Source organism: Alcanivorax sp. (genome assembly GCF_017794965.1).
In the GTDB taxonomy this organism is placed as follows: Bacteria; Pseudomonadota; Gammaproteobacteria; order Pseudomonadales; family Alcanivoracaceae; genus Alcanivorax.
In genome coordinates this window covers 3,391,182-3,412,658 of the sequence record NZ_CP051240.1, presented here as the reverse complement: position 1 = coordinate 3,412,658, position 21,477 = coordinate 3,391,182, and the positions used below count along the sequence as shown (strand labels likewise).

Sequence of the window (21,477 nt, the reverse complement as noted above, 5' to 3'; positions counted from 1 at the left end):
TCCCACAGGGACAGTCGGGCAGCGCTTGCGGATACGGGTGCTCAACAGGCTTCCCCGCTAACCCGCTATGAACCAAAAAAAGCCCGCCCGGATTTCCGGGCGGGCTTTTGTGTGTCAGACGCATGTTGCGTGAAGCGTGCTGCGTGCAGCATTTCCTAAAACGCCAACACCATGTCCGTGGTAAAGGCCCAGCCATTGCCGCCCACCTGGAAGGGCACGCTGCTGTAACCCACCGGGGAATCCTTCAGGTACAGGCCCTGCACATTGAAGCGGAATTCCTTGCGCTTGAACGGGAACCAGTTGAAGCCCACGCTCAGGTCATGGGGAGTGCCGTACTCACCCTGGATTTCCGAGTAGGCCACATAGGGTTGCAGCACCTTGGGGATGGCCATCATGGAGGCCTGAATGGAGTAGCCCTTGTCATCCAGCTCGTCCACCGGCAGTGGGCCGGTGGCATCGAACTTGTCCACCCAGCGTTGGTAGAACTCTGCCTCCAGGAACCAGCCCCGGTATTTCAGACCGGCGTTGGCCGCAGCCATCTGGTAGGTGGCCTGATTAATGATGCTTCCGTTCTCGAAGGGATCGGGCTGGAAGATCAGGGTGCCATCGGACAAGCGGATCTGGGAGTTCTCGAAGGAATTGGTGCCGGGCTGGGCCTGGGCATCCTCGCGGCTGTGTGTGAAATGAATGCCGAAGCGGGTGGCCAGTTGTTCGTGGAACTCGTAATCGCCAAACCCTTCACCGGGGCCGAATTCGCCGGTAGTGGGCATCCACCACAGGGCGCCGGAGGCGGTGTTCAGACCGTCATCCAGCTGGTTACCGCTGACCCCGAGTTGACTCAGGTTGTTGCCCAGCATGGCGCGGTACTTGAGCCCGTCGGCGATTTCACCTTCCGCCCAGATGCCGGTGGTGTAGGACCCGCGGAAGAATTCATCGGCGATGGTGCGGTGGTCGTTCTTCAGCCAGTTGGGGAAGGTGTAGTTGGTAGACCGGGTGGAGGGTAAGGCGCCGATACCAGCATACAGTTTGAACGCCGGGTTGAAGTGATAACCCAGGTTACCGGCCACCACCACCTGGGCCGGGTCGCCCTGACTGGTGTTGGAGGTCCAGGTGTAGAACAGGTATTGCAGCTTGGGATCAAAGATCCAGCCCTTGAAGCTGATGTTCACTTTCTGGAACTGGAAGTCGTTGCGTGGATCAATGTTGCTGGTGTTGCCGAAGCTGTCGGTATAGGTGCGGTCGAAGTCTTTCTGGTTCAGGTAACGGGTGTAGCTGAAGACTCCGAAATTTACCTCGCCCATGTCCGAGCTGAACAGGTTGAAGCCCCGGCCGGGACGGTAGCCCAGGCTTCTGCCTGGCTGGGGCGTGGCGGCCGGTGCCGGGGTGCTTTCCCCATACAGCTCGGTCTCCAGCTGCTGGATGCGCTGGTCGAATTGCTGGCTCTGCTGTTCAAGGTTCTGACGCAGGGTTTTCAATTCCTGAAGTTGCTGTTCCACGTCCTGATCGCTGTTTTCCGCGGAGGCGTGGGGTGCAAGCATGGCAGCGCAGAGCGCGGCCGAAAAAGTGGCAATTTTTCGCATTCCCGATTCCCTTCTTGTTGGTCTCAGCTATCGGTATCTGCCGGGCAGACATTGGGAGCGTTGTAATCCAGCTCCATCAGCTTGAAGTAGTTCGCACCCAGGGCAATGTTGTGGAACGCCTGATCATCCAGTGCCCTGAGGACCCGGCTGGTCACTTCCAGCTCCTTGGCATACTGGTCATCGGCTTTGTAACCCGCAGCTACGAAGTCGGTACCGGGCAGAATGCGAGTGGAGTACTTGTTGAGGAAGGGCACGTAGATGTCGCCCCACTGATGGTATTGGTTGTAGAGCACGTCCCAGGAGATATCCAGCATCAGGTGGGGATAGCTATCGAGCAGACCACTGAGAATCTCCACATGGCGGGCAGGATCCATATTGCCCAGCTCCTTGGACAGGCCCATATGGGCCCAGACGATCTTGTTGTCCGGGTAGGTTTCCAGAATGTGTTCCATCAGGGGCAGGAATTCGGTGGGGTGGGCATCATTGCCCAGATCCGAATGGAAGGTTACCGGGATGCCCCGTTCTTTCAGTACCTCCATGAAAGGCCCCCACTGGTTGATGCTTTCGATGGTGGCGGGCTCGTGATTGTTTTTCAGCAGCGCCTGCTTCATCACGTTGAGTTCGCCGCTCCAGCTGAACATGCCCGGGTATTCGCGATCATAGAGTTCGATAAGCTCGGCGATGTTATCCGGGTGAGCCAGGTCCATGAAGGTCATGGACAGGGTGATATGCAGGTTGTCATTGGGGTAGGCCACGGTTTCCATGCCGTTGACGAAATCGTTCTTGATGCTGGGCATGGCGGTGACGCCGGGGCAATCCAGGTAATAGCTACAGCCGGAGTCCAGTTCCAGAATCTGGCCGATACCGAAGTAGTTCACGAACCGTACGCCCTGGGATTCCAGCATGCCATGGAGCTTTTCGGGCGGAATGGCCGCGCCCCCAAACGGACGGGGATGGAAATGGGCATCCACCAGTGGGGTGTAGGGCTCGGCATCGCGGTCGTAGCATACCTGCTGGTCACTGGGCTGGCTCAGCGACGCCAGGGTACGGGGGGTGTCCTTGCGGGTATCGGTGTTGCTGAGCCCGTCCAGGGTGGCGCAACCGCTGATCACGGCGGCCATTGGCAGGGCCAGAATCGGAGTGCGAAGGCGGCGGGTAACGCCTGCGAGCGAGAGAAGATCCATATCCAGTCATCCATGTGCGGCCAGTTGTGTATCGCTGGCAGGTAAACAACCGGGCAGAGTCTGTCTGATACTAAGTGAATTGAAATCATTCGGCCATGGGGTGCCTCTGCCTGAACACGTAAGTGTGCGCTGGATGCATTACCGGTTGCTGAGGGGGCGGAAAATGACAACCTGATATACATAGTGACACGCGCTGTTTCTTTCTGGGGGTTGTCATCAAGACCATGGTGTTTTTGGTCAGTTGAAAGAAACAAATCTCATGGTGCCGTCTCGACACCCATGAAACACTCTGTTTCCAATCGCAGTGGTTGCAGGCACATCAAGGAGGCAAATCATGGGTGCGGTACTCGACGACAACAATATCAATCAGTCCCAGGACTGGGCTGCCGAGGCGGTCGCCAAGCAGCGCCGTTATTTCGAATCCGGTGCCACCCGGAGCTATGAATTCCGTATCCAGCAGCTGAAGAAGCTGAAAGACGCGCTGGTGAAGTACCAGACCGAGATTCAGGAAGCCCTGAAAGCGGATATCGGGCGCCCGGAATTTGAAGCCTATATCGAAATCAGCACTGCCTACGAAGACCTCAAGCACACCATCAAGCACCTGAAGAGCTGGATGAAACCCAAGCGTGTGGGCACCACCCTGTGGGCACAGCCGGGCCGTAGCCGTATCGAGTCCGTTCCCCAGGGCGTGACCATGCTGATGGGCCCCTACAACTACCCCTTCCTGCTGCTGGTGCAGCCACTGATCGGTGCCATTGCCGCAGGCAACACTGCAGTCCTGAAGCCGTCCTCTCTGAACCCCACCGTGGCCGACGTGGTGGAGAAGATGATGAAGGAATGCTTCAGTGATGAATTCGTGACTACCTTCAAGGGCAGCACCGAAGTGACCAACGTGTTGCTGGAGCAGCGCTTTGACCACATCTTCTTTACCGGTAGCCCGCGTGTCGGGCGCATCGTGATGGCGGCAGCGGCCAAGCACCTGACCAAGGTAACCCTGGAGCTGGGCGGCAAGAGCCCGACCATCATCCACAAGGACGCCAACCTGAAGGTGGCGGTTCGTCGTACCCTGGCGGGTAAGATGATGAACGTGGGCCAGACCTGTGTGGCGCCGGATCACATCCATGTCCATGCCGACATCAAGGACGCCTTCGAGAAGGAAATGGTGGCCACCCTGAAAGAGTGGTACGGCGACAACCCGGCGCAGAGCCCGGATCTGGGGCGGATGATCAACGACCGTCATTTCGATCGTGTGGCCGGCCTGATCGACAAGGCCAAGCTGCTGGTGGGTGGCGAAACCGATGCCAGCCAGCGCTTCATTGCGCCGACCCTTCTGAAAGACGTGACCATGGACGATGCGGTCATGCAGGAAGAGATTTTTGGTCCGGTGCTGCCGATCCTCAGCTATTCCACCCTGGATGAACTGATCGGCAACATGAAGAAACTGCCGGAGCACCCGCTGGCCCTGTACCTGTTCACCGAGAGCAAGGATGTGGAACAGCACGTGCTCGCCAACATGCAGTTCGGCGGCGGTTGTATCAATAATACCGTGATGCACGTGGCCAACCCGAACCTGCCCTTCGGCGGTGTGGGGGAAAGTGGCATGGGCGCCTACCACGGCAAGAACTCTTTCGATGCCTTCTCCCACCAGCGCGGCATCCTCAAGGCCACCACCCTGTTCGACATCAAACTGCGCTATGCGCCGTACCTGGACAAGGTGAACATGATCAAGAAGATGATCAAGTAGGGGTCGTCCAGGCATAAAAAAAACCGGCAAATCGCCGGGTTTTTTTATGCCTGGAAGGCAGCAACACGCTTAACGCAACAGGCTGCACGCTTTAAATCTCACTAGCGGAAAGGCTGGGTGCATTCGTAGCGGCTGGGGCTAGTATGCGCAGCGATGCCACTGTAGGAGCGCATCTTGAGGCGCGAACCCGAGCCCTGGCGAGGGAAGATTCTGCCAGTTCGTGAACACCTTTTTGAAACCTGCCATAACCTGGAGCCCCTGATCGGCCCTGCGGTCGATTTCGCGCTTCGCAAGATTCGCCCCCTGGAAGGGAATTATTCGCTACGCTCACCCTGCGGGCCGCACTGCGTGCGTTACTTCGCTACGCTACGTTCCTACAGCGGCGGGATATTGTTGTGGGAGCGGTCGTTCGACCGCGATACCCGGTTAAAGCGGATAATCGCGGTGGAACCACCGCTCCTACAGTGGTTTCGTGGTGAGGTCAGCAGCAGCTTGCTGGCTGCCATCGGGTAAACACAATTCTGATAGCTCATAGCTCATAGCTCATAGCTCATAGCTCGAAACTCCTCTTGCCCTCGGGCTAACGGCGGGGCTGTCGCATGTCGGACAGCCCGCAGCGTTTACTTCAGTAACTTTCTCTTCAGGGTTTCCCGGGTGCCTTGCACGATGGCGTAGAAGGCCGGGATCATCGGGGTGCCGATCAGCAGTGCTGCCAGCATGCCCCACATCACCGTATGCCCCAGTGAAAGCTGGCTGAACATGCCGGCGCCGCTGGCAAAGGCCAGCGGCAGGATGCCGAGCACGAAGGACAGGGCGGTCATGCACACGGCGCGGAAACGCAGGCGACCGGCTTCGGCGGCGGCTTCCAGAATGCTCAGCCCTTCCTGCTCACGCCGTTCGCGGGCGAATTCCACGATCAGAATGGCGTTCTTGGCGGCCAGGCCGATCAGCAATACCAGCCCCACCTGGGCGAACAGATCCAGTGCCCCCAGTTGTGGAATGCCGATCTGTCCTACCATCAACAGGCCGCCGATGGCGCCGGCCACGGCGATGGGCACTACCAGAATGATCGCTGCCGGGATCGACCAGCTTTCATACTGGGCCACCAGGAACAGGTAGATGAACACCATGGCCAGGGCAAAGGCGATGCCGATCTGGCTGCCTGCCTTGCGTTCCTGATAGCTCTGCCCGGTCCACTCCACCTGATAGCCTTCCGGCAATACCTCGGCGGCAATCCGTTCCAGCTCGTCCATGGCATCGCCGCTGGAAACACCGTCGCCGGGCTGGGCGCGCAGAATGGCCGAACGATAAAGGTTGTAACGGTTGCTGATGTCCGCCCCCAGTACCGGTTCGGTGGTCAGCAGGGTGGAGAGGGGCACCATGTCGCCATTGTTGCTGCGCGCGTAGAGCCGTTCCAGATCTTTCAGGTCCGAGCGGTATTCCGGGTCGGCCTGCATCATCACCCGGAAGGTGCGCCCGAACAGGGAGAAGTCATTGATATAACTGGAGCCCAGATGGCTTTGCAGTGCCGAGAAGATATTGGTCAGCGGCACTTGCAGGGTCTTGGCCTTGTTGCGGTCGATATCGATCCGGTACATGGGCACGTTGGCCCGGAAGCTGGTGTAGGCGCTGCCGATCAGAGTGGACTGGTTGGCGGCGGCGGTGAGGATCTGCATGGCGCCGGCCAGGTCCGCATGGCTGCGGCCCAGGGTGTCTTCCAGTACCAGTTCCAGGCCGCCCACTGCGCCCATGCCGGGTACCGAGGGGGGTGGGAATGACTGGATCTGCGCTTCCGGAATGGCCTGGTAGGCCTGCTGGGTGACGCGTGCCGACACGGCCAGGGAAATGTCCTGGAAGTCCGGGCGTTCGTCCCAGTGCTTGAGCACCACAAAGCCGGTACCGCCGTTACTTTGCACGCCGCCGGTGAGCATGGAGAAGCCGGCGATCATGGTGGCGGACTCCACGGCGGGATCATTGCTGAGCAGGGTCTGCACCTGCTCGACCACGGCCTCGGTGCGGTTGATGGAGGCAGCATCCGGAAGCTGTACGTTGACCAGCAGCAGGCCTTTGTCTTCGGCCGGCACAAAGCCGGTGGGCACGGCTCGGGCGGCGAAGAACAGCCCTGCCATGATCAGCCCGTAGAGCACCAGGGTGAGGCCTCGCCGTCCCAGCAGGGCGCCGACCACCCGGGAGTAGCCCAGAGTGACTTTGGCAAAGCCATTGTTGAAAGCACGATACCAGGCGGCTTCGCCTTTCTCCCTGCGTATGACCAGGCTGGCCACCGCCGGGCTCAGGCTCAGGGCGCAGATGGAGGAAATCACCACGGCCACACAGATGGTCACCGAGAACTGGTTGTACATGATGCCGGTGATGCCCGGCATCAGCGCCACCGGCACGAATACCGCCAGCAACACCAGGGTGGTGGCAATGATGGGGCCGGTGACTTCTTCCATGGTGCGGGTCACCGCATCGCGGGTGCTGATGTTCGGGTCTTCATGCAGATGCCGGTCAGTGTTTTCCACCACCAGGATGGCATCATCCACCACGATGCCGATGGCCAGAATCAGACCGAACAGGGTGATGGTGTTGATGGACATGTCCGCTACCAGCATCACCGCCAGGGTGCCGATCAGGGAGACCGGAATCACCACCGTGGGCACCAGGGTCGGGCGCCAGTCACCCAGGAAGATAAAGGTAATCAGGATGACCAGGCCCACCGCCATCAGCAATGAGGTGGTGACTTGCTGAATGGCCACTTCCACATAGCGGGTGGTGTCATAACCGATGGCGTAGTCCAGCCCATCCGGGAACGTCTTGCTCTGTTCTTCAAGGGCCTGTTTCAGGGCATCGCCGGTGGCCAGGGCATTGGCGCCGGGGGCCAGGTAGGCGGCCATCACCGTGGTAGGGTGGTTCTGGTAGTTGGCGGCAATGCTGTAGGAAAGCTGGCCCAGTTCGATGCGACTCACATCGCCCAGGCGCACCATGGCGCCATTTTCGTCGGCGCGCAGGATGATGTTCTCAAATTCCTTTACGTCTTTGAGGCGGCCTTCCAGCTGCAGGGCATACTCGGTGCTGAGTTTGCCGTCGAAGGGCGGCGCGCCGATCTTGCCCGCCGGTGCCTGAACGTTCTGCTCACGCAACGCGTTGTTGATGTCGTCCGGGGTGATGCCCAGGGCGGTCATCTTGGGCGGGTCCATCCACAGCCGCATGGAGTAATCGGCGGCACTGAACACGCTCACATCCGAAACGCCTTCCACCCGCTTGAGCGGGTTCTGCACATTCAGCAGGCTGTAGTTGGCGATGAAAAGCTCGTCCAGCGAGCCGTCCGGGGAGTACAGGTTGATGGTAAAAAGAATGTCCGGAGAGCGCTTGTCGATGGTCAGGCCCTGGGCGCGCACTTCCGCCGGCAATGAGGGTTCCGCCAGTTTGACCCGGTTCTGCACCCGTACCAGGGCCATGTCCGGGTCTTCGCCCACCTCAAAGGTGATCGACAGAGAATAGCTGCCATTGTTGGAGGAGCTGGACGACATGTACTCCATGCCTTCCACCCCGTTGACCACATCTTCGATCACCTGGCCCACGGATTCTTCCATGATCGCCGCCGAGGCGCCGGGCCAACTGGCGCTCACCGAAATCTGCGGTGGCGCCACTTCCGGATATTCCGAGATGGGCAGCAGTTTCATGGCCAGCAGGCCAGTGAAGGTAATCACCAGACCCACCACCATGGCCAGTTTGGGCCGCTGGATAAAGATGCCGCTGATCACTGGGCGTCACTCCCTGAGGTGGCTGCTGCTTCGCCGTTTTCAGCGGTATCGTTTTCTGCAGCGGTTTGACTGCCGGTATGGGGTTCGGTGGCGGGTTTGTATTCGGACACCTGCACGTCGCTGCCCGGGCGCACTTTCTGGATGCCGCGCAGGATCACCCTGTCGCCGGGTTGCAGACCTTCACTGACCAGTACGTTTTCGCCAAACCGGTCGCCGGTCATCAGGTTGTTGCGCAGTACCCGATTTTCCTTGTTCACGGTGAAGACATAGGTGCCTTGCTGATCCACCTGCAGGGCGGCCTGGGGAATCATCAGGCCCTGCAGACTGTCCTTTAGGCGCACGTGGGCCTGAACAAACATGCCAGGGCGGAGCAGGTCGCGGGGGTTGGGCATGGCGGCGCGGACTTCCACTGTGCCGGTATGACTGTCCACCCGGTTGGAGACATAGACGATGTTGCCGGTATAGGGGTACTGGCTGCCGTTGGGCATCTCCAGCCCCACCTCGATTTCCGATGGCTTGGGCTGATTTTCACTCATGGCGGCGTCGGTGAGCAGCCGCTCGGGAATCTGGAAGACCGCCTGCATGTCGTTGCCCCCCACCAGGGTGGTCAGGGTGCCGAATCCCGGGCTGACCACATCCCCCACGGACGCGATGGAGCGGCCCACCCGGCCGGCCTGTGGTGCGGAAATGCTGGTGTAGGACAGATCGACTTTGGCGCTTTCCAATGCCGCCCGGGCAGACTGTTCCGCCGCTTCCGCTTCCAGTTTACGGGTCTTGAGGGTGTCGTATTCCGAATCGGAGATGTAGCCCTTGTCGATGAGCTTGTGGGCGCGATTCAGGTTGTTCTTGGCATCGGCCAGGGTGGCGCGGGCGCGCTCGTGCTCGGCCTGGGCGCGGGCCAGGGCGGCTTCGTAGGGGGCCGGGTCGATATCGAACAGGGGGGCGCCGGCCTCCACATTGTCACCTTCGCGGAAGTGTACGGCGATAAGCTTGCCAGACACCTGGGCGGTGATGTTCACATCGCTGCGCGAATCAATGCGCGCGGTAAATGTTCGTTCCGGCTGGTAGGGCTGCTCGCTGGCCGTCACCACAAAGACTTCCGGCGGGGGTGCCTGGGGGGCGGCGGGTTCTTCGCAGGCGCTCAGTAAAAAGGCGGTGAGTGGCAGGCCCAATATCATCCAGCGCATATGGCTGATCTCCGTATCCGTCGGTGGTACGCCACCGAATCCTTGTGGTCTTTGTGCTGACACCTTAGCACGAAGGCATGACAGGGTTGTGAGGGAAATCAAGCGGTTGTCCATTCATCGTGGCCAGCGAGCCGAGCGCCTTTTCCAACGTCAGGCAGCAAACAAAAACGCGACCACTGTCTCAGTTCGTACAAATCTTCATATTTTACGTTTGGCTGCGATGTTGTTGATTCAGGACCGGCCAGCAAGGGAGGGAGGTCAGAAAATAATCGGATTTGGCTGGGAGAGGCGAATTATGGCGTGCCTGGGCAGTGCCAAAAAATGGCGGCGTATTCTACGGATGCTATTTGGTTGTTTGTGTGCGCTGTTTCACAGGATATGACTGCTTGACCGCCGTGTTTCGTAGGAAGCCGTCATTTTCACGGATTTCCTGTCTGGAGTCGGCGGCCAAGCCGTCGCTAAATGGCGGGGAACTAAGAAGATAGTCGTGGTTCATGAACCGGCTTCAATGGTTCTGCCTGAAACGGTCGACTGCTGTTGGCGCAAGTCAGCCGGCAGGGCCGGGCGCGGATTCTGGTAACCACGGTGACAGTGTCGTTTTAGCGAACTTGAGCGGAATGCGAGGACACAATGAGAATAAGACCATTACGACCCAGTCTGGCCCCGGCGTTGGGATTGCCTCTGGTAATCACCAGTGCGCTGTTGAGCCAGCCGGCCACGGCCATGGAGATCGGCTACAACCCGGACTGGATGATCCGATGGGATAACACCTTCAGGCATATCGTCGGCGTGCGGACGCAGGGCATTGATGATGATATTGCCTACGACCCCCGTTTTGATGAATCGAATTACAAGTTCAGCGACAGCGGTGACATTGTCACCAACCGCTCTTCCCTGCTTTCCGAATTCGATATTTCCTACAAGGGCAAGTTCGGTGCCCGGGTTAGCGGCTCGGTGTGGAAAGACTTCGCCTACGATGACAAGGTGGAAACGGCCCCGGAGTTTGCCGCGCTGGGTAGCAGTTACGACAACGACCGCTATTCCCACTACACCGAACGCTACTATGTAGAAGGCGCAGAGCTGCTGGATGCCTTCGTGTTTGCCAACATCCCCCTGGGAGACCGCTTCCTGTCGTTGAAAGTGGGGCAGCAGACCCAGTACTGGGGCACCTCCCTGTTCCAGGGCTTCCACAGTATTTCCTATTCCCAGAGCCCGATTAACCTGGGCAAGTCCCTGGCTACACCAGGCTCGGATCTCAGCGAACTGTTCCTGCCCCGTGAGCAGGTTTACATGCAGATCCCGCTGACCCGCGAACTGACACTGGCCGCCCAGTATTTCTATGGCTGGGAAAGCAACCGCTTCCCGGAAGGCGGGACCTACCTGGGCTTTATCGACTTCATGTTCAATGGGCCGGACAAGTGGCCACTCATTGCGCCGGGTACACCGGGCTTCCCGGATGGCTATGCCGCACGCCGGGCACAGAACTTCGAGCCGGACAACAACAATAACAACCATGGTGTGTCCCTGCGCTGGACCCCTGATGCCCTGGCCGGCACCGTGGGTGCCTACTAGCGGCGTATGGATGAAACCCAACCCTGGGCGCCCATTGCCGTCTTCAACACCCTGGGCCTGCCAGAAAGCTACCACCAGTCCTACAACCAGGGGGTGGACCTGTTCGGTCTGAGCATCGACAAACAGATCGGTGATTTGAGTGTGGGGGCAGAAATGTCCTACCGCCATAACACCGCCCTGAATTCCTCCGCCGTAGCGGCGCCCGGCACCGATGGTAGTGAAGGCGCCACCGGCGACAGCTTCCATATGGTGATCAACGCTCTGGCCGGCCTGGAACCCACCGCGTTCTATGATACCGGTAGTGCGGCACTGGAAGTGGCCTGGGGCCGCTTGATGGACGTCAACGAGAATGAGCACCTTTACAAGGGCGAAGGCTATGACGGCTGCCCGGTGGGCGATGACAAATGGGATGGCTGTGCCACCCGTGATGTGATCAATGTGGCCGGCCGGTTCGAGCCGGAGTGGCTGCAAGCAGCTCCCGGTCTGGATCTGTCCCTGCCCATGAGCGTTACCTGGGGTGCCTACGGCACCGGTGCCACCCTCAGCGGCGGTTTCCAGGGCTCCGTGGTGTACTCCGCCGGGGTATCCGCCACCTTGTATCGCAACTACTCCCTTACCCTGTCCTATGCCGGTTATGACTATCGCCAGAAGGATATCGATGCCACGCCGGGCTATTCCAGCAAGGGTAACGGTTACTACTTCCTGAATGACAAGGACTGGGTTTCCCTGGCGTTCGAAGCCTCGTTCTAATCACACCTTTATCAGGGGAATAATGATGACAATGACACAGAGTTTTACCCGAAAAAGTATCACCGCCCTGTTGTGTGGTTCGCTCTCCCTGGGTGCGGCGTCTGTCCTGCATGCCGAAGAACTGACGCCGTGGGGTGCAGTGAAAGGCGCCAACGCGGATGGCTCCATTCCCGCTTATCCTGACCAGGGCATTCCTGCACCGGAAGGCCACAAGGACGGGCGCGGCCAGTACCTGGATCCGTTTGCGGATGAGAAACCGCTGTACTCGGTGACCCCGGAAAACATGGGGCAATATGAAGAGCATCTCACCGAAGGGATGAAAGGGCTGATGAAGCGCTTCCCCACCTATCGCATGGATGTCTATCCCACCCATCGGACCCAGCGTTACAGCGACTGGGAAATCGAACAGGTGAAGCTGAATGCGGAGCGTTCAAAACTGGTCCACGATGGTGAAGGGGTAGAGAACACCTATGGACCGGTACCTTTCCCGCAACCGGCAGACGGTTATGAGCTGCTCTGGAACCACTTCAACCGTCCTGAACCGGCCTCGCTGGAATACCGGGCACCGTCCTATCTGGTGGATGCCTCCGGTCACCGTACCCTGCTGGCCGAGCTCTATCTGCAATCCAACAAGCTGACCCAGGATACCACCCGTGACAGCCTGGATGGGGATTACAAGCAGAAGGTACGTGCCAAATACCTGGGCCCGCCGGCCCAGTCCGGTCGTCAGGTGCTGTGGTACTACTCGCAGGATTACCAGAAAGCCGACCAGGTGTTTTATGTCTACACCCCGGGTCAGCGTCGGGTACGTATTGCTCCGGATTTCGGTTATGACACCCCGGCATCCAGTTACGGTGGCGCCATCTTCTACGATGAGGTGTCCCTGTTCGAAGGCCGCCCGGACCGCTTCAACTTTGAAATGGTGGGCAAGAAGGAAATCCTGGTGCCCTACAACAACAACCGCATGAACCAGGTCGGGCTGGACCCGGACGAGGTCTTCGGCAAGGACCACATCAATCCGGACTACATGCGCTGGGAAAAGCACCGTGTCTGGGTGCTGGAAGCCACCCTCAAGGAAGGCGCGCGTCATGTGTACAGCAAGCGTCGTTTCTATATCGATGAAGACACCTGGGCCATGCTGATGGTGGAGACCTATGATCACGCCGGCGAGCTCTATCGCGTGGGCATGATCAACCCGATCTTCATGTACGACAAGCAGGCCAACTGGACCAACTCCTTCGTCATGTATGACCTGGTGAAAAACAACTATGTCATGGCCAACTGGCTGGGTGGCAGCAAGCGAAACTATCTGCGTCCCCACGATGAAGTCATCAACAAGACCTTGTTTGTACCTGATGCACTCCGTGCATCCGGTGTGCGCTAGGTGAGAACGGCTGGCCGCCACGGCCAGCCCGGTTGTGTCCACACCTGGCGGGGCGGAAGGGAGCCTGCCACCGCCATTCATTCTTTCCCGGCCGGCACCAGCCGGCCGAACTATCCAGGACAACAATAATGAAGCGATTACGCACCCTGGCCCATGGCGGTGCCCTGCTGTGTGCCCTGATGGCAGGCACGGCTCCCGCAGCGCCCTTTCAGGACCCTCTCGATACACCCCCGATCATGGTCAAAGAGCCATGGAAAAAACCGCTGCTCTCTGTGGATGGCCATGATGCGGTCATCATTGCCGCCGGTCTGCGCGGTGTGGTGCTGCGTTCAGAGGATGCCGGCGCAAGCTGGAAACAGGTCGACATGCCGGTGAGTTCCGATCTCACCAGTGTGTTCATGCTCGATGACCATCACGCCTGGATGGTGGGGCATGACGGCCTCATCCTGCACAGTGACAATGGTGGCCAACAGTGGCAGAGACAGCTGGATGGACGCCTGTCAGAAAAGCCTTTCAAGGATTATTACCAGCAAGAAAATGGTTTTGACGCCGAAGCCTCTGCCAAATACCTGGATGAAATGGCGATGAATTTCCGCGAGGGGCCAAGTCTTCCCTGGCTGGATGTGTTGTTCGAAAACCAACAGGAAGGCTATGTGGTCGGCTCCTTCGGGATGATTGCCCATACCAACGATGGTGGAGAAAGCTGGGAGCCGTGGCTGCACCGCATCGACAATCCCATGGCCATGAACCTGAATGCGCTGGAAAAAATCGGTGATGATATTTATATCGCGGGTGAAAGGGGAGCGGTATTTCGACTCAACCAGGACGAAAAAAAATTTGAAAAAATCGAAACCGGTTATCGAGGCAGTTACTTCGGTATTACCGGAAACAACCAGCAATTAATCGCCTACGGTTTGCGTGGCAGCATCTGGCAGAGTCTCGATCATGGCGACAGCTGGGAAAAGCTGGAGGCAGGCTTTCATGTGGGCATCAGTGATGCCGTGAGCACCCCGGACATGACGGTGTTTGCCAGTGCCGGTGGGCGCTTGAAAGCGCGTCGTGCAGATGAAGAAGGTTTTGTGGATCTTCCGGCACCGCCGGTGCCCTATACCAGCTTGTTGCTGGCGGGAGATGCACTGATCGCAACCAGTCTGGGAGGGGTTATCCCGATTCCTCTCAATGCTTCTGACAATCACCAGACTCAAGGCGAGGAGTAACCGGACATGGCGACACCATCCCATAACGATGGCATGCCGGTGATCCGGCAGCTCGAAGATTTTGACAAAAATTCAGGCAATTTTCTGGAAAGGGTGATCTTCAATCACCGCCTGGCCATCATGATTTTCTGTGCATTGCTCACCGGGTTTCTGGCCTTCAATGCGCTGAAATTACCGATCAATGCCAGCTTTGAAAGAATGATCCCCCACAGCCATCCCTATATCCAGAACTACCTGGAAATGAGTGATGAGTTAAGAGGGTTGGGGGATTCCGTGCGCATTGCGGTGCATCACCGTGACGGCGACATATACGACCCGGAATATCTGGAACGACTGCGTGAGATCAATGATCGCATCTTTCTGCTCGATGGCGTGGACCGCTCGTTCATGCGTTCGCTATGGACCCCCCTGGTACGGTGGACAGAGATCAGTGAGTACGGGTTTGTGGGCGGCCCGGTCATGCCCGATGATTATGACGGCTCGCCGGAAAGCCTGAAGAAACTTCGCTATAACGTCATGCGCTCGGGCATCGTCGGTTCCCTGGTGGCCGGCGATCAGCGCTCATCATTGATCGTGGTGCCCCTGCTGCAGACCGACCCGCATACCGGTGAGCCCATGGATTATGCGGCCTTTTCCCATGCCTTGGAAAAGGAAGTTCGCAGCCTGGAAGACGACAACGTCAGCATCCATATCATCGGGTTTGCCAAGCTGGTCGGGGACCTGATTGACGGTCTCACCGAAGTGGCGCTGTTCTTTCTGATTGCGGCGTTGATCACTGTGGCGATCATCTTTCTCTATACCCGCTGTGCAAAAAGTACCTTGCTGGTGCTGCTGTGTTCTTTGGTGGCGGTGAGCTGGCAACTGGGCAGCATGCAGTTGCTGGGATTCGTGGCGGATCCCTATTCCATTCTGGTGCCGTTCCTGGTGTTTGCCATCGGGGTGTCCCATGGCGTGCAAAAGATGAACGGCATCATGGAAGATATCGGTCGTGGCACCCATCGTTATGTGGCGGCCCGCTATACCTTCCGCCGTCTGTTTGCCGCCGGCCTGACTGCGTTGCTGGCAGATGCGGTGGGCTTTGCGGTGCTGGCGATCATCGATATTCCGGTGATCCGTGACATGGTCATCAGCCTGAGTATCGGTATCTTCATTCTGGTCTTCACCAACCTGGTATTGCTGCCAGTGATGCTGTCCTATACCGGTGTGAGCAAGACCGGCGCCGAGCGCAGTCTTTCTGCGCAATCCAGTCGCCACCCGCTGTTCCATTTGTTGGAAAAATTCACCGAGCCGAAGCCGGCCATGCTGGCCATCGTGTTCTTCGCTGGCCTGTTTGTGGTGGCCATGGTGGTGCGCACAGACATCAGTATCGGTGACCTGGACGCCGGCGCTCCCGAGTTGAGAACGGACTCCCGCTACAACCAGGACAATGCCTTCATCACCGAGAACTTCGGTCTATCCAGCGACCTGTTTGTGGTGATGATGCGCAGCAAAGAAGGCGGCATGGGCAGCTATGAAACCCTCATGGAGCAGGACCGGCTGGAAGAACTGCTGCGTGCCACCCCCGGGGTGCAGACCACCGTGGCCGCGGCCAGCCTGATTCGCCGTATCACCCCCGGGTTCTTCGAAGGGAACCTGAAATGGGCTTCCATCAACCGGGATCCGGCGGTGATTACCGACACCCTCAACCAGATCGGTGTTTCCAACCCCGAGCTGGTGACCGAAGACAGAAGCTCCGGTGCCCTGATTGCGTTCCTGACCGATCACAAGGCCGAGACATTGTCGCGGGTGGTGGACGTTACCGAGGAGTTCGCCGACAACCACAACCGCGAGGAGGTGGAGTTCTTGCTGGCAGCGGGCTCGTCCGGGATTGATGCCGCCACCAACATCGTGGTGGAAAAGGCCAACTACTGGATGCTGCTGCTGGTGTATCTGGCGGTGGGGCTGCTGTGCCTGATCAACTTCCGCAGCTGGCGGGCCGTGGTCGTGGCGCTGGTGCCGCTGATCATTACGTCCATGTTGTGCGAGGCACTCATGGTGGTGTTGGGTATCGGCATCAAGGTAGCCACACTGCCGGTAATCGCGTTAGGCGTGGGCATCGGTGTGGATTATGCTCTCTACCTGCTGAGCATCCAGCTGGCCAACCAGCGCAATGGAGATTCGCTGGCGGTGGCCTATGCCAAGGCGTTGCGCTTTACCGGCAAGATCGTCGGGCTGATTGGCCTGACCCTGGCGGCAGGGGTGTGCACCTGGGTATTCTCACCCATCAAGTTCCAGGCAGACATGGGCATTCTGCTGACCTTCATGTTCCTGTGGAACATGATCGGTGCCCTGATCTTGATCCCCGCGCTGTCACGGTTCCTGATGCACAAGCCCGGTCACGTTTAGCGGTCAACGGGCGGGGGCGCACCGGGCGCTCCCGCTTTTACTGCCCTGGCGAGCAGGGTGGTCACAGCGTAGTTCCTGTGCTCATTACGGTCCGTCAGCATTGCCGGATTTGACGCATCCCTTACCCCTCCTCCATTCCGTCGTTCCTCCCGTGTGGACTCCCCGCATTGCAGCTGGCGAGACAGGCTTGCTGCGAGCGGCTGCTAAGACCGGTCGCAGACTCTGCCATTGAGGGATCGACTGACACGATCCGATACAAAATGGCTATGGCTTGATTTGTCTGTCCTCCTATTGGCGTAGATGAGCGTCTTTGTCTTACGCCAATCAGCGTAGCTGTATAGCAGTAGGAATACTGTTTATGTGAGCCATTGTGCACAGTTTTGCGCTTTTTTAAGGCTGTTGTCTGACAATCTGGAGGAGTTTGCCCAAGCCGCTCCCTGTGCGGTCAGGCCAATAAAAACAAGGCGTTTATCCGATAAATGTGTCCCGGCTGTAAGTTTGCGTCACTCCGGTGTGAACATTGGTACTTTAGGCGGATTTTATCTCGCAGCCGCTTCGGCTCAAATTGCACCGCATTTCGTTGCACTCAATTTTTTAGGGGGAAGTATGAACGGACGCAAGCTAGTCCCTTTCCTGTCGTGTTGTGTTGGTGCCTGCAGTCTTCCGGCGTTTGCCGGAGTCACCGTTGAGGAAGCCGACCCCCGGCAGTATTTCAGCCCCATGTTCCATTACGTGGAGCTGGACGAAGAGCGTGAGCTGGGCAGCAAGGGCCTGGGTGGCGGTGTGGCCTATGGCCGTGAGGTCGCCGAGCAATGGTGGTGGGAAACGGAATTTGCGGCCTATGGTCTCGATTCCGGTGAAGAATTCATGTCCGATTTTTACCAGGGCGCGCTGACCACCGGCCTGATGTACGCCTTCGGTGACCGGCTGTCGTTTACCCCCTTCGTGGTCGGGGCCGTGGGTCTGATCCGCAACGATGTGGTGCCCGATGATGATGACGATTACACCCTGCATGCCAATGTGGGCCTGGGTGTGATCACCGCGCCGATTTTTGATAACGGGGTCAAGCTCCGTGCCGAAGCGCGCTATATGTATGACGACTACGACGGCACCAGCTTCAACAACACTAAGGGGGATGGCGGCTTCAACGACCTGCGTTTCTCCCTGGGTCTGGAAATTCCGCTTGGCTACACCAAGGTGCGCGAAGTGGAGAAGGTGGTTGAGAAAGTTGTCTACGAGACCCGTGAAGTCATGGTTCAGGAACCGGACAGCGATGGGGACGGCATTCCGGATAGCCGGGATGAATGTCCGGATACGCTGAAAGGCGGTGAAGTGGATGGCAAGGGCTGTCTGCTGACGGATCAGACCATCACTTTCCACAATATCGGCTTCGAAGTGAACTCGGACCAGGTGACCGCCTCTACGCGGCCTGTACTGGAGCGTGTTGCCAAAGCGCTCAATGCGCAGACCAATTTCAGCATCGAAATCACCGGCCACACCGACAGCATGGGCTCTGCCGAGTACAACCAGCAGCTGTCCCAGGCGCGAGCCGAATCAGTGCGCCAGATGCTGATTGATAATGGTGTAGCGGGTGATCGTCTTACCGCGCGCGGTTATGGGGAACTGGATCCCGTGGCGAGTAATGAAACAGCTTCTGGGCGAGCCATGAATCGTCGTGTCGAATTTCGGGTTATGGAGGTAAGAAAATGAGGGATCAAATCAAGATAGTCATGCTGGCCATGTTTGCAGCCATGCTGCTGGCAGGCTGTGAAGCGGACGGGGGAAGCAGCGGCGTTGATGTGGTGCAGAATCCGAATCCGCAGTCCCGTAACGTGGACCAGGATGGAGACGGGGTTGCCGATATCGATGACAACTGTCCGGAGATGGCCAATGCCATGCAGGACGATGCGGATGGCGATGGTGTGGGCGATGTCTGCGACGATGATCGTGACGGCGATGAGGTTGATGACAGCACCGACAACTGTCCACTGGTAGCCAATGCTGACCAGGCGGATGCGGATCTGGATGGTCTGGGTGATGCCTGCGATATGGATACCGACTCGGATCAGGACGGTGTTGATGATGGCGTGGACAACTGCCCGTTTGTTGCCAACCCGGAACAGCACGACGTGGACGCTGATGGTGCAGGCGATGCCTGTGATGCCGACGGCGACAATGACGGTGTGGACAATGACAGCGACAACTGTCCTTTCACGGCCAATGCGGATCAGGCTGATGAAGACCTGAATGGCGTGGGGGATGCCTGCGAAGGGGATGCGGACGGCGACGGCGTTGCTGATGAGGAAGACAACTGCCTGAACATGCCCAACCCGGATCAGCTGGATGCGGACCTGGACGGACAGGGTGATATCTGTGACGGCGACCGCGATGGCGATGGCGTCAACAACGATGAAGATAACTGCCCGCTGATTGCCAATGGTGACCAGCTGGATTCCGATGGCGACATGACCGGTGATCTGTGTGACACCGATGGTGGCAGTGAGCCGGCAGGCGATGAAGACAACGATGGCCACAACGATGACGTGGACAACTGCCCGAACGTGCCTAACGGTGACCAGAAGGATAGCGACGGCGATGGCAAAGGTGATGTCTGTGACGACGACGGCTTCAGCTGTGGTGCCGACAACGCCTTCACGCCGCTGACCAGCGCAACCCATGACGCCAACGGCGATGGCCTGGGCGGCTTTGGCGAATTCGGTATCTGTTTGGCCTGTAGTGTGGACAACCCGGAGCACACCATCGATGAAAATGGCGCAACGTTTGCCCAGTTGAACATCGGTGCAGCCGTATTCAAAGGTGGTGCCTATGTGGCTGCGGATGCCAAGGACGAAGCCCAGAACCTGAATGCCAGCAAGGTGGGTTTTGTGGTGACCGATACCACCTCGCCGCTGCTGAACATCGAAGTGCTGGGTAACTTCATCACCATCCGCTTCTATGACGATGGCGACATGGTTGCCAAGCGAGTTGTGGATGGCAGCCTGATTGATGTGGATCTGCTGGGTATTGGTGCCAACACCGATCAACGATTCCTGGTGGCGGACGCCCCGGAAAACTTTGATTCGGTCAGCCTGACCTATGCCGGCGCCTTCAACGTGAACAAGGCGTTCCGTGTGCACGATGTGTGCTACGAAGCCAAGCCTTGATCACAGCGTAGATCAGCAAGACAAAAACGGGCCTCATTGAGGCCCGTTTTTTTGGCCGCTCTGCGGTTGCAACACGCCTCACGCAAAGCCGGGAGAGCCCCCACTGTAGGAGCCTGCCTGCAGGCGATCCGAGCCTGAGCGAGGTAAGGATTCCAGAAACGCTGTCCGGAGAGCAGGAGAGCCTCGCCAGGGAATGAGTTTCGGGTTGCAAGAAGCGAGTTTCGAAAGGCAAACCCTGCCCCCCCTTCTACGGGTTTTGAATGTTGATCTTCGAAACTCGCTTCTCGAAACTTTCCTCCCCGCTTTCAGACTATTCAAAATCCAGCATGTCCGGAGTGACCACCGGCTTGCCAGCGTCCTGCCAGGCATCAAAGCCACCCTCGATGGACTGCACATGCAGATAACCCATTTCCTTCATGGTGGCTGCGGCCAGCGCAGCGCGGCCACTGGTCTTGCAGTAAATCACGATGGGCTGGTCGCGAAGATCCAGCGCCGGGTCATTGCTGAGTTTGAATTCCAGAATGCCGCGGGGAATAGAGACAGCGCCGGGAATGTGGCCGGCGTGATATTCGTCGCCCTCACGTACATCCAGCAACAGCACCGCATCGTTGATGGCTGCCTGGGCTTCTTCCAGTGGCACTTCATGAATCCGTGCCTTGGCTTCCTGAACCAGATCGTGGGCAGTTTTCATGGGGAATTTTCCTTGACGGTCATAGCAATCACACAGCGCCACGAAAGGGCGCTGTGCTTTTTACTCTGGATTAAAGCGTCTTGGTGCAGAAGTAGAAATCCTTGCACTCATAGTCGCCGGATTCCGCGCGGGCGTTGGCGGCAGCGGCGGTCTTGGCCGGAGGAACAATGACCTTGTCGCCGGGCTGCCAGCCTTCCGGCGTCGCGATGCCGTTTTCATCGCTGGTCTGCATGGCTTTCACCAGGCGCAGAAATTCCGGAATGGAACGTCCATTGCTCATCGGGTAGTAGACCATGGCACGCAGGATCCCGTTGGGGTCGATGATAAAGGTAGCGCGCACCGCAGACGTGTCGGCAGCCCCTGGATGGATCATGCCATAAGCATTGGCCACCTCCATCTTCAGGTCTTCGATGATGGGGAAGGGGATTTCCACGCCGAAGTTCTGCTTGATATTGCGCATCCAAGCAATGTGCGAGTGGATGCTGTCGATGGACAGACCAAGCAGTTCGCAGTTGAGCTTGGCAAATTCCGGGGCTGCCTGGGCAAAGGCCATGAATTCGGTGGTGCAGACCGGGGTGAAGTCGGCGGGGTGAGAGAACAGTACCAGCCATTTGCCACGGTAATCGGCCAGGCATTTCTCGCCGTCAGTGGTCAAAACCTGAAAATCCGGTGCGGGTTCGTTGATGCGCGGCAGGCCGGCGGTTTGCTGTGCGGGGGTTTCCATGAGTCGTTCTCCTTGCGGGAAGTAGTGGTGTCAGTGGGCTTGCAGGGAAAGACTAAAATGCGCACCATATATCTTCAAGATATATGCTTATATCGTTGCGATATATAAATTCTATCGCCGACCCTTAACAG

Annotated in this window: 12 protein-coding genes and 1 pseudogene; 7 read left to right on the top strand and 6 right to left on the bottom strand. The window is 58.3% G+C overall.

The window, feature by feature from the left end:
- Positions 1-155: 155 nt before the first annotated feature.
- A complete protein-coding gene (locus HF945_RS14880; protein ID WP_290523348.1) occupies positions 156-1,580 on the bottom strand; it encodes a hypothetical protein in 1,425 nt (474 codons plus the stop codon).
- 23 nt (positions 1,581-1,603) lie between these two features.
- Complete coding sequence (locus HF945_RS14875) at positions 1,604-2,764, bottom strand: amidohydrolase family protein (RefSeq protein ID WP_290523347.1); 1,161 nt, start codon at positions 2,762-2,764, stop codon at positions 1,604-1,606.
- Between the two features lie 334 nt (positions 2,765-3,098).
- On the opposite strand from HF945_RS14875, the gene HF945_RS14870 reads away from it, so the two are divergent.
- A complete protein-coding gene (locus HF945_RS14870; RefSeq protein ID WP_290523346.1) occupies positions 3,099-4,508 on the top strand; it encodes an aldehyde dehydrogenase in 1,410 nt (469 codons plus the stop codon).
- A gap of 620 nt (positions 4,509-5,128) precedes the next feature.
- On the opposite strand, the gene HF945_RS14865 is transcribed toward HF945_RS14870, so the two are convergent.
- Together HF945_RS14865 and HF945_RS14860 are read right to left on the bottom strand one after the other, a co-directional pair.
- Positions 5,129-8,272 (bottom strand): multidrug efflux RND transporter permease subunit, encoded by a 3,144-nt coding sequence (locus HF945_RS14865; RefSeq protein ID WP_290523345.1) that lies wholly within the window; start codon positions 8,270-8,272, stop codon positions 5,129-5,131.
- Positions 8,269-9,459 carry an efflux RND transporter periplasmic adaptor subunit gene (locus HF945_RS14860; RefSeq protein WP_290523344.1) on the bottom strand — a complete coding sequence of 397 codons (1,191 nt, stop codon included), beginning with the start codon at positions 9,457-9,459 and terminating at the stop codon, positions 8,269-8,271. The genes HF945_RS14865 and HF945_RS14860 overlap by 4 nt, the downstream gene beginning before the upstream one ends.
- A gap of 630 nt (positions 9,460-10,089) precedes the next feature.
- Between HF945_RS14860 and HF945_RS14855 the strand changes: the two are divergent.
- From HF945_RS14855 to HF945_RS14830, 6 genes and pseudogenes are all read left to right on the top strand, one after another.
- A pseudogene (locus HF945_RS14855) lies at positions 10,090-11,781 on the top strand (DUF1302 family protein).
- Between the two features lie 22 nt (positions 11,782-11,803).
- Positions 11,804-13,165, top strand: a complete 1,362-nt coding sequence (locus HF945_RS14850; RefSeq protein WP_290523343.1) for a DUF1329 domain-containing protein — start codon at positions 11,804-11,806, stop codon at positions 13,163-13,165.
- Positions 13,166-13,293: 128 nt separating this feature from the next.
- Entirely contained in the window at positions 13,294-14,382 is a 1,089-nt protein-coding gene (locus HF945_RS14845; RefSeq protein ID WP_290523342.1) for a YCF48-related protein, read from the top strand.
- Positions 14,383-14,388: 6 nt separating this feature from the next.
- Positions 14,389-16,767 carry an MMPL family transporter gene (locus HF945_RS14840; protein WP_290523341.1) on the top strand — a complete coding sequence of 793 codons (2,379 nt, stop codon included), beginning with the start codon at positions 14,389-14,391 and terminating at the stop codon, positions 16,765-16,767.
- Between the two features lie 606 nt (positions 16,768-17,373).
- On the top strand, positions 17,374-18,477 hold the full coding sequence (locus HF945_RS14835; protein ID WP_290523340.1) for an OmpA family protein: 1,104 nt from the start codon (positions 17,374-17,376) through the stop codon (positions 18,475-18,477).
- Complete coding sequence (locus HF945_RS14830) at positions 18,474-19,931, top strand: thrombospondin type 3 repeat-containing protein (RefSeq protein WP_290523339.1); 1,458 nt, start codon at positions 18,474-18,476, stop codon at positions 19,929-19,931. The genes HF945_RS14835 and HF945_RS14830 overlap by 4 nt, the downstream gene beginning before the upstream one ends.
- Positions 19,932-20,241: 310 nt before the next feature.
- Here the strand turns inward: HF945_RS14830 and HF945_RS14825 are convergent, their stop codons facing one another.
- Together HF945_RS14825 and HF945_RS14820 are read right to left on the bottom strand one after the other, a co-directional pair.
- Positions 20,242-20,622 (bottom strand): rhodanese-like domain-containing protein, encoded by a 381-nt coding sequence (locus tag HF945_RS14825; RefSeq protein ID WP_290523338.1) that lies wholly within the window; start codon positions 20,620-20,622, stop codon positions 20,242-20,244.
- Between the two features lie 70 nt (positions 20,623-20,692).
- Positions 20,693-21,346: a peroxiredoxin gene (locus HF945_RS14820; protein WP_290523337.1), complete on the bottom strand. Its 654-nt coding sequence runs from the start codon at positions 21,344-21,346 to the stop codon at positions 20,693-20,695.
- Positions 21,347-21,477 lie beyond the last annotated feature (131 nt).

Coding starts and splice junctions, on each gene's coding strand:
- HF945_RS14825 (WP_290523338.1), bottom strand. CDS start 20,622: ATGAAAACTGCCCACGATCTGGTTCAGGAAGCCAAGGCACGGATTCAT.
- HF945_RS14835 (WP_290523340.1), top strand. CDS start 17,374: ATGAACGGACGCAAGCTAGTCCCTTTCCTGTCGTGTTGTGTTGGTGCC.
- HF945_RS14850 (WP_290523343.1), top strand. CDS start 11,804: ATGATGACAATGACACAGAGTTTTACCCGAAAAAGTATCACCGCCCTG.
- HF945_RS14845 (WP_290523342.1), top strand. CDS start 13,294: ATGAAGCGATTACGCACCCTGGCCCATGGCGGTGCCCTGCTGTGTGCC.
- HF945_RS14880 (WP_290523348.1), bottom strand. CDS start 1,580: ATGCGAAAAATTGCCACTTTTTCGGCCGCGCTCTGCGCTGCCATGCTT.
- HF945_RS14870 (WP_290523346.1), top strand. CDS start 3,099: ATGGGTGCGGTACTCGACGACAACAATATCAATCAGTCCCAGGACTGG.
- HF945_RS14830 (WP_290523339.1), top strand. CDS start 18,474: ATGAGGGATCAAATCAAGATAGTCATGCTGGCCATGTTTGCAGCCATG.
- HF945_RS14840 (WP_290523341.1), top strand. CDS start 14,389: ATGGCGACACCATCCCATAACGATGGCATGCCGGTGATCCGGCAGCTC.
- HF945_RS14860 (WP_290523344.1), bottom strand. CDS start 9,459: ATGCGCTGGATGATATTGGGCCTGCCACTCACCGCCTTTTTACTGAGC.
- HF945_RS14875 (WP_290523347.1), bottom strand. CDS start 2,764: ATGGATCTTCTCTCGCTCGCAGGCGTTACCCGCCGCCTTCGCACTCCG.
- HF945_RS14820 (WP_290523337.1), bottom strand. CDS start 21,346: ATGGAAACCCCCGCACAGCAAACCGCCGGCCTGCCGCGCATCAACGAA.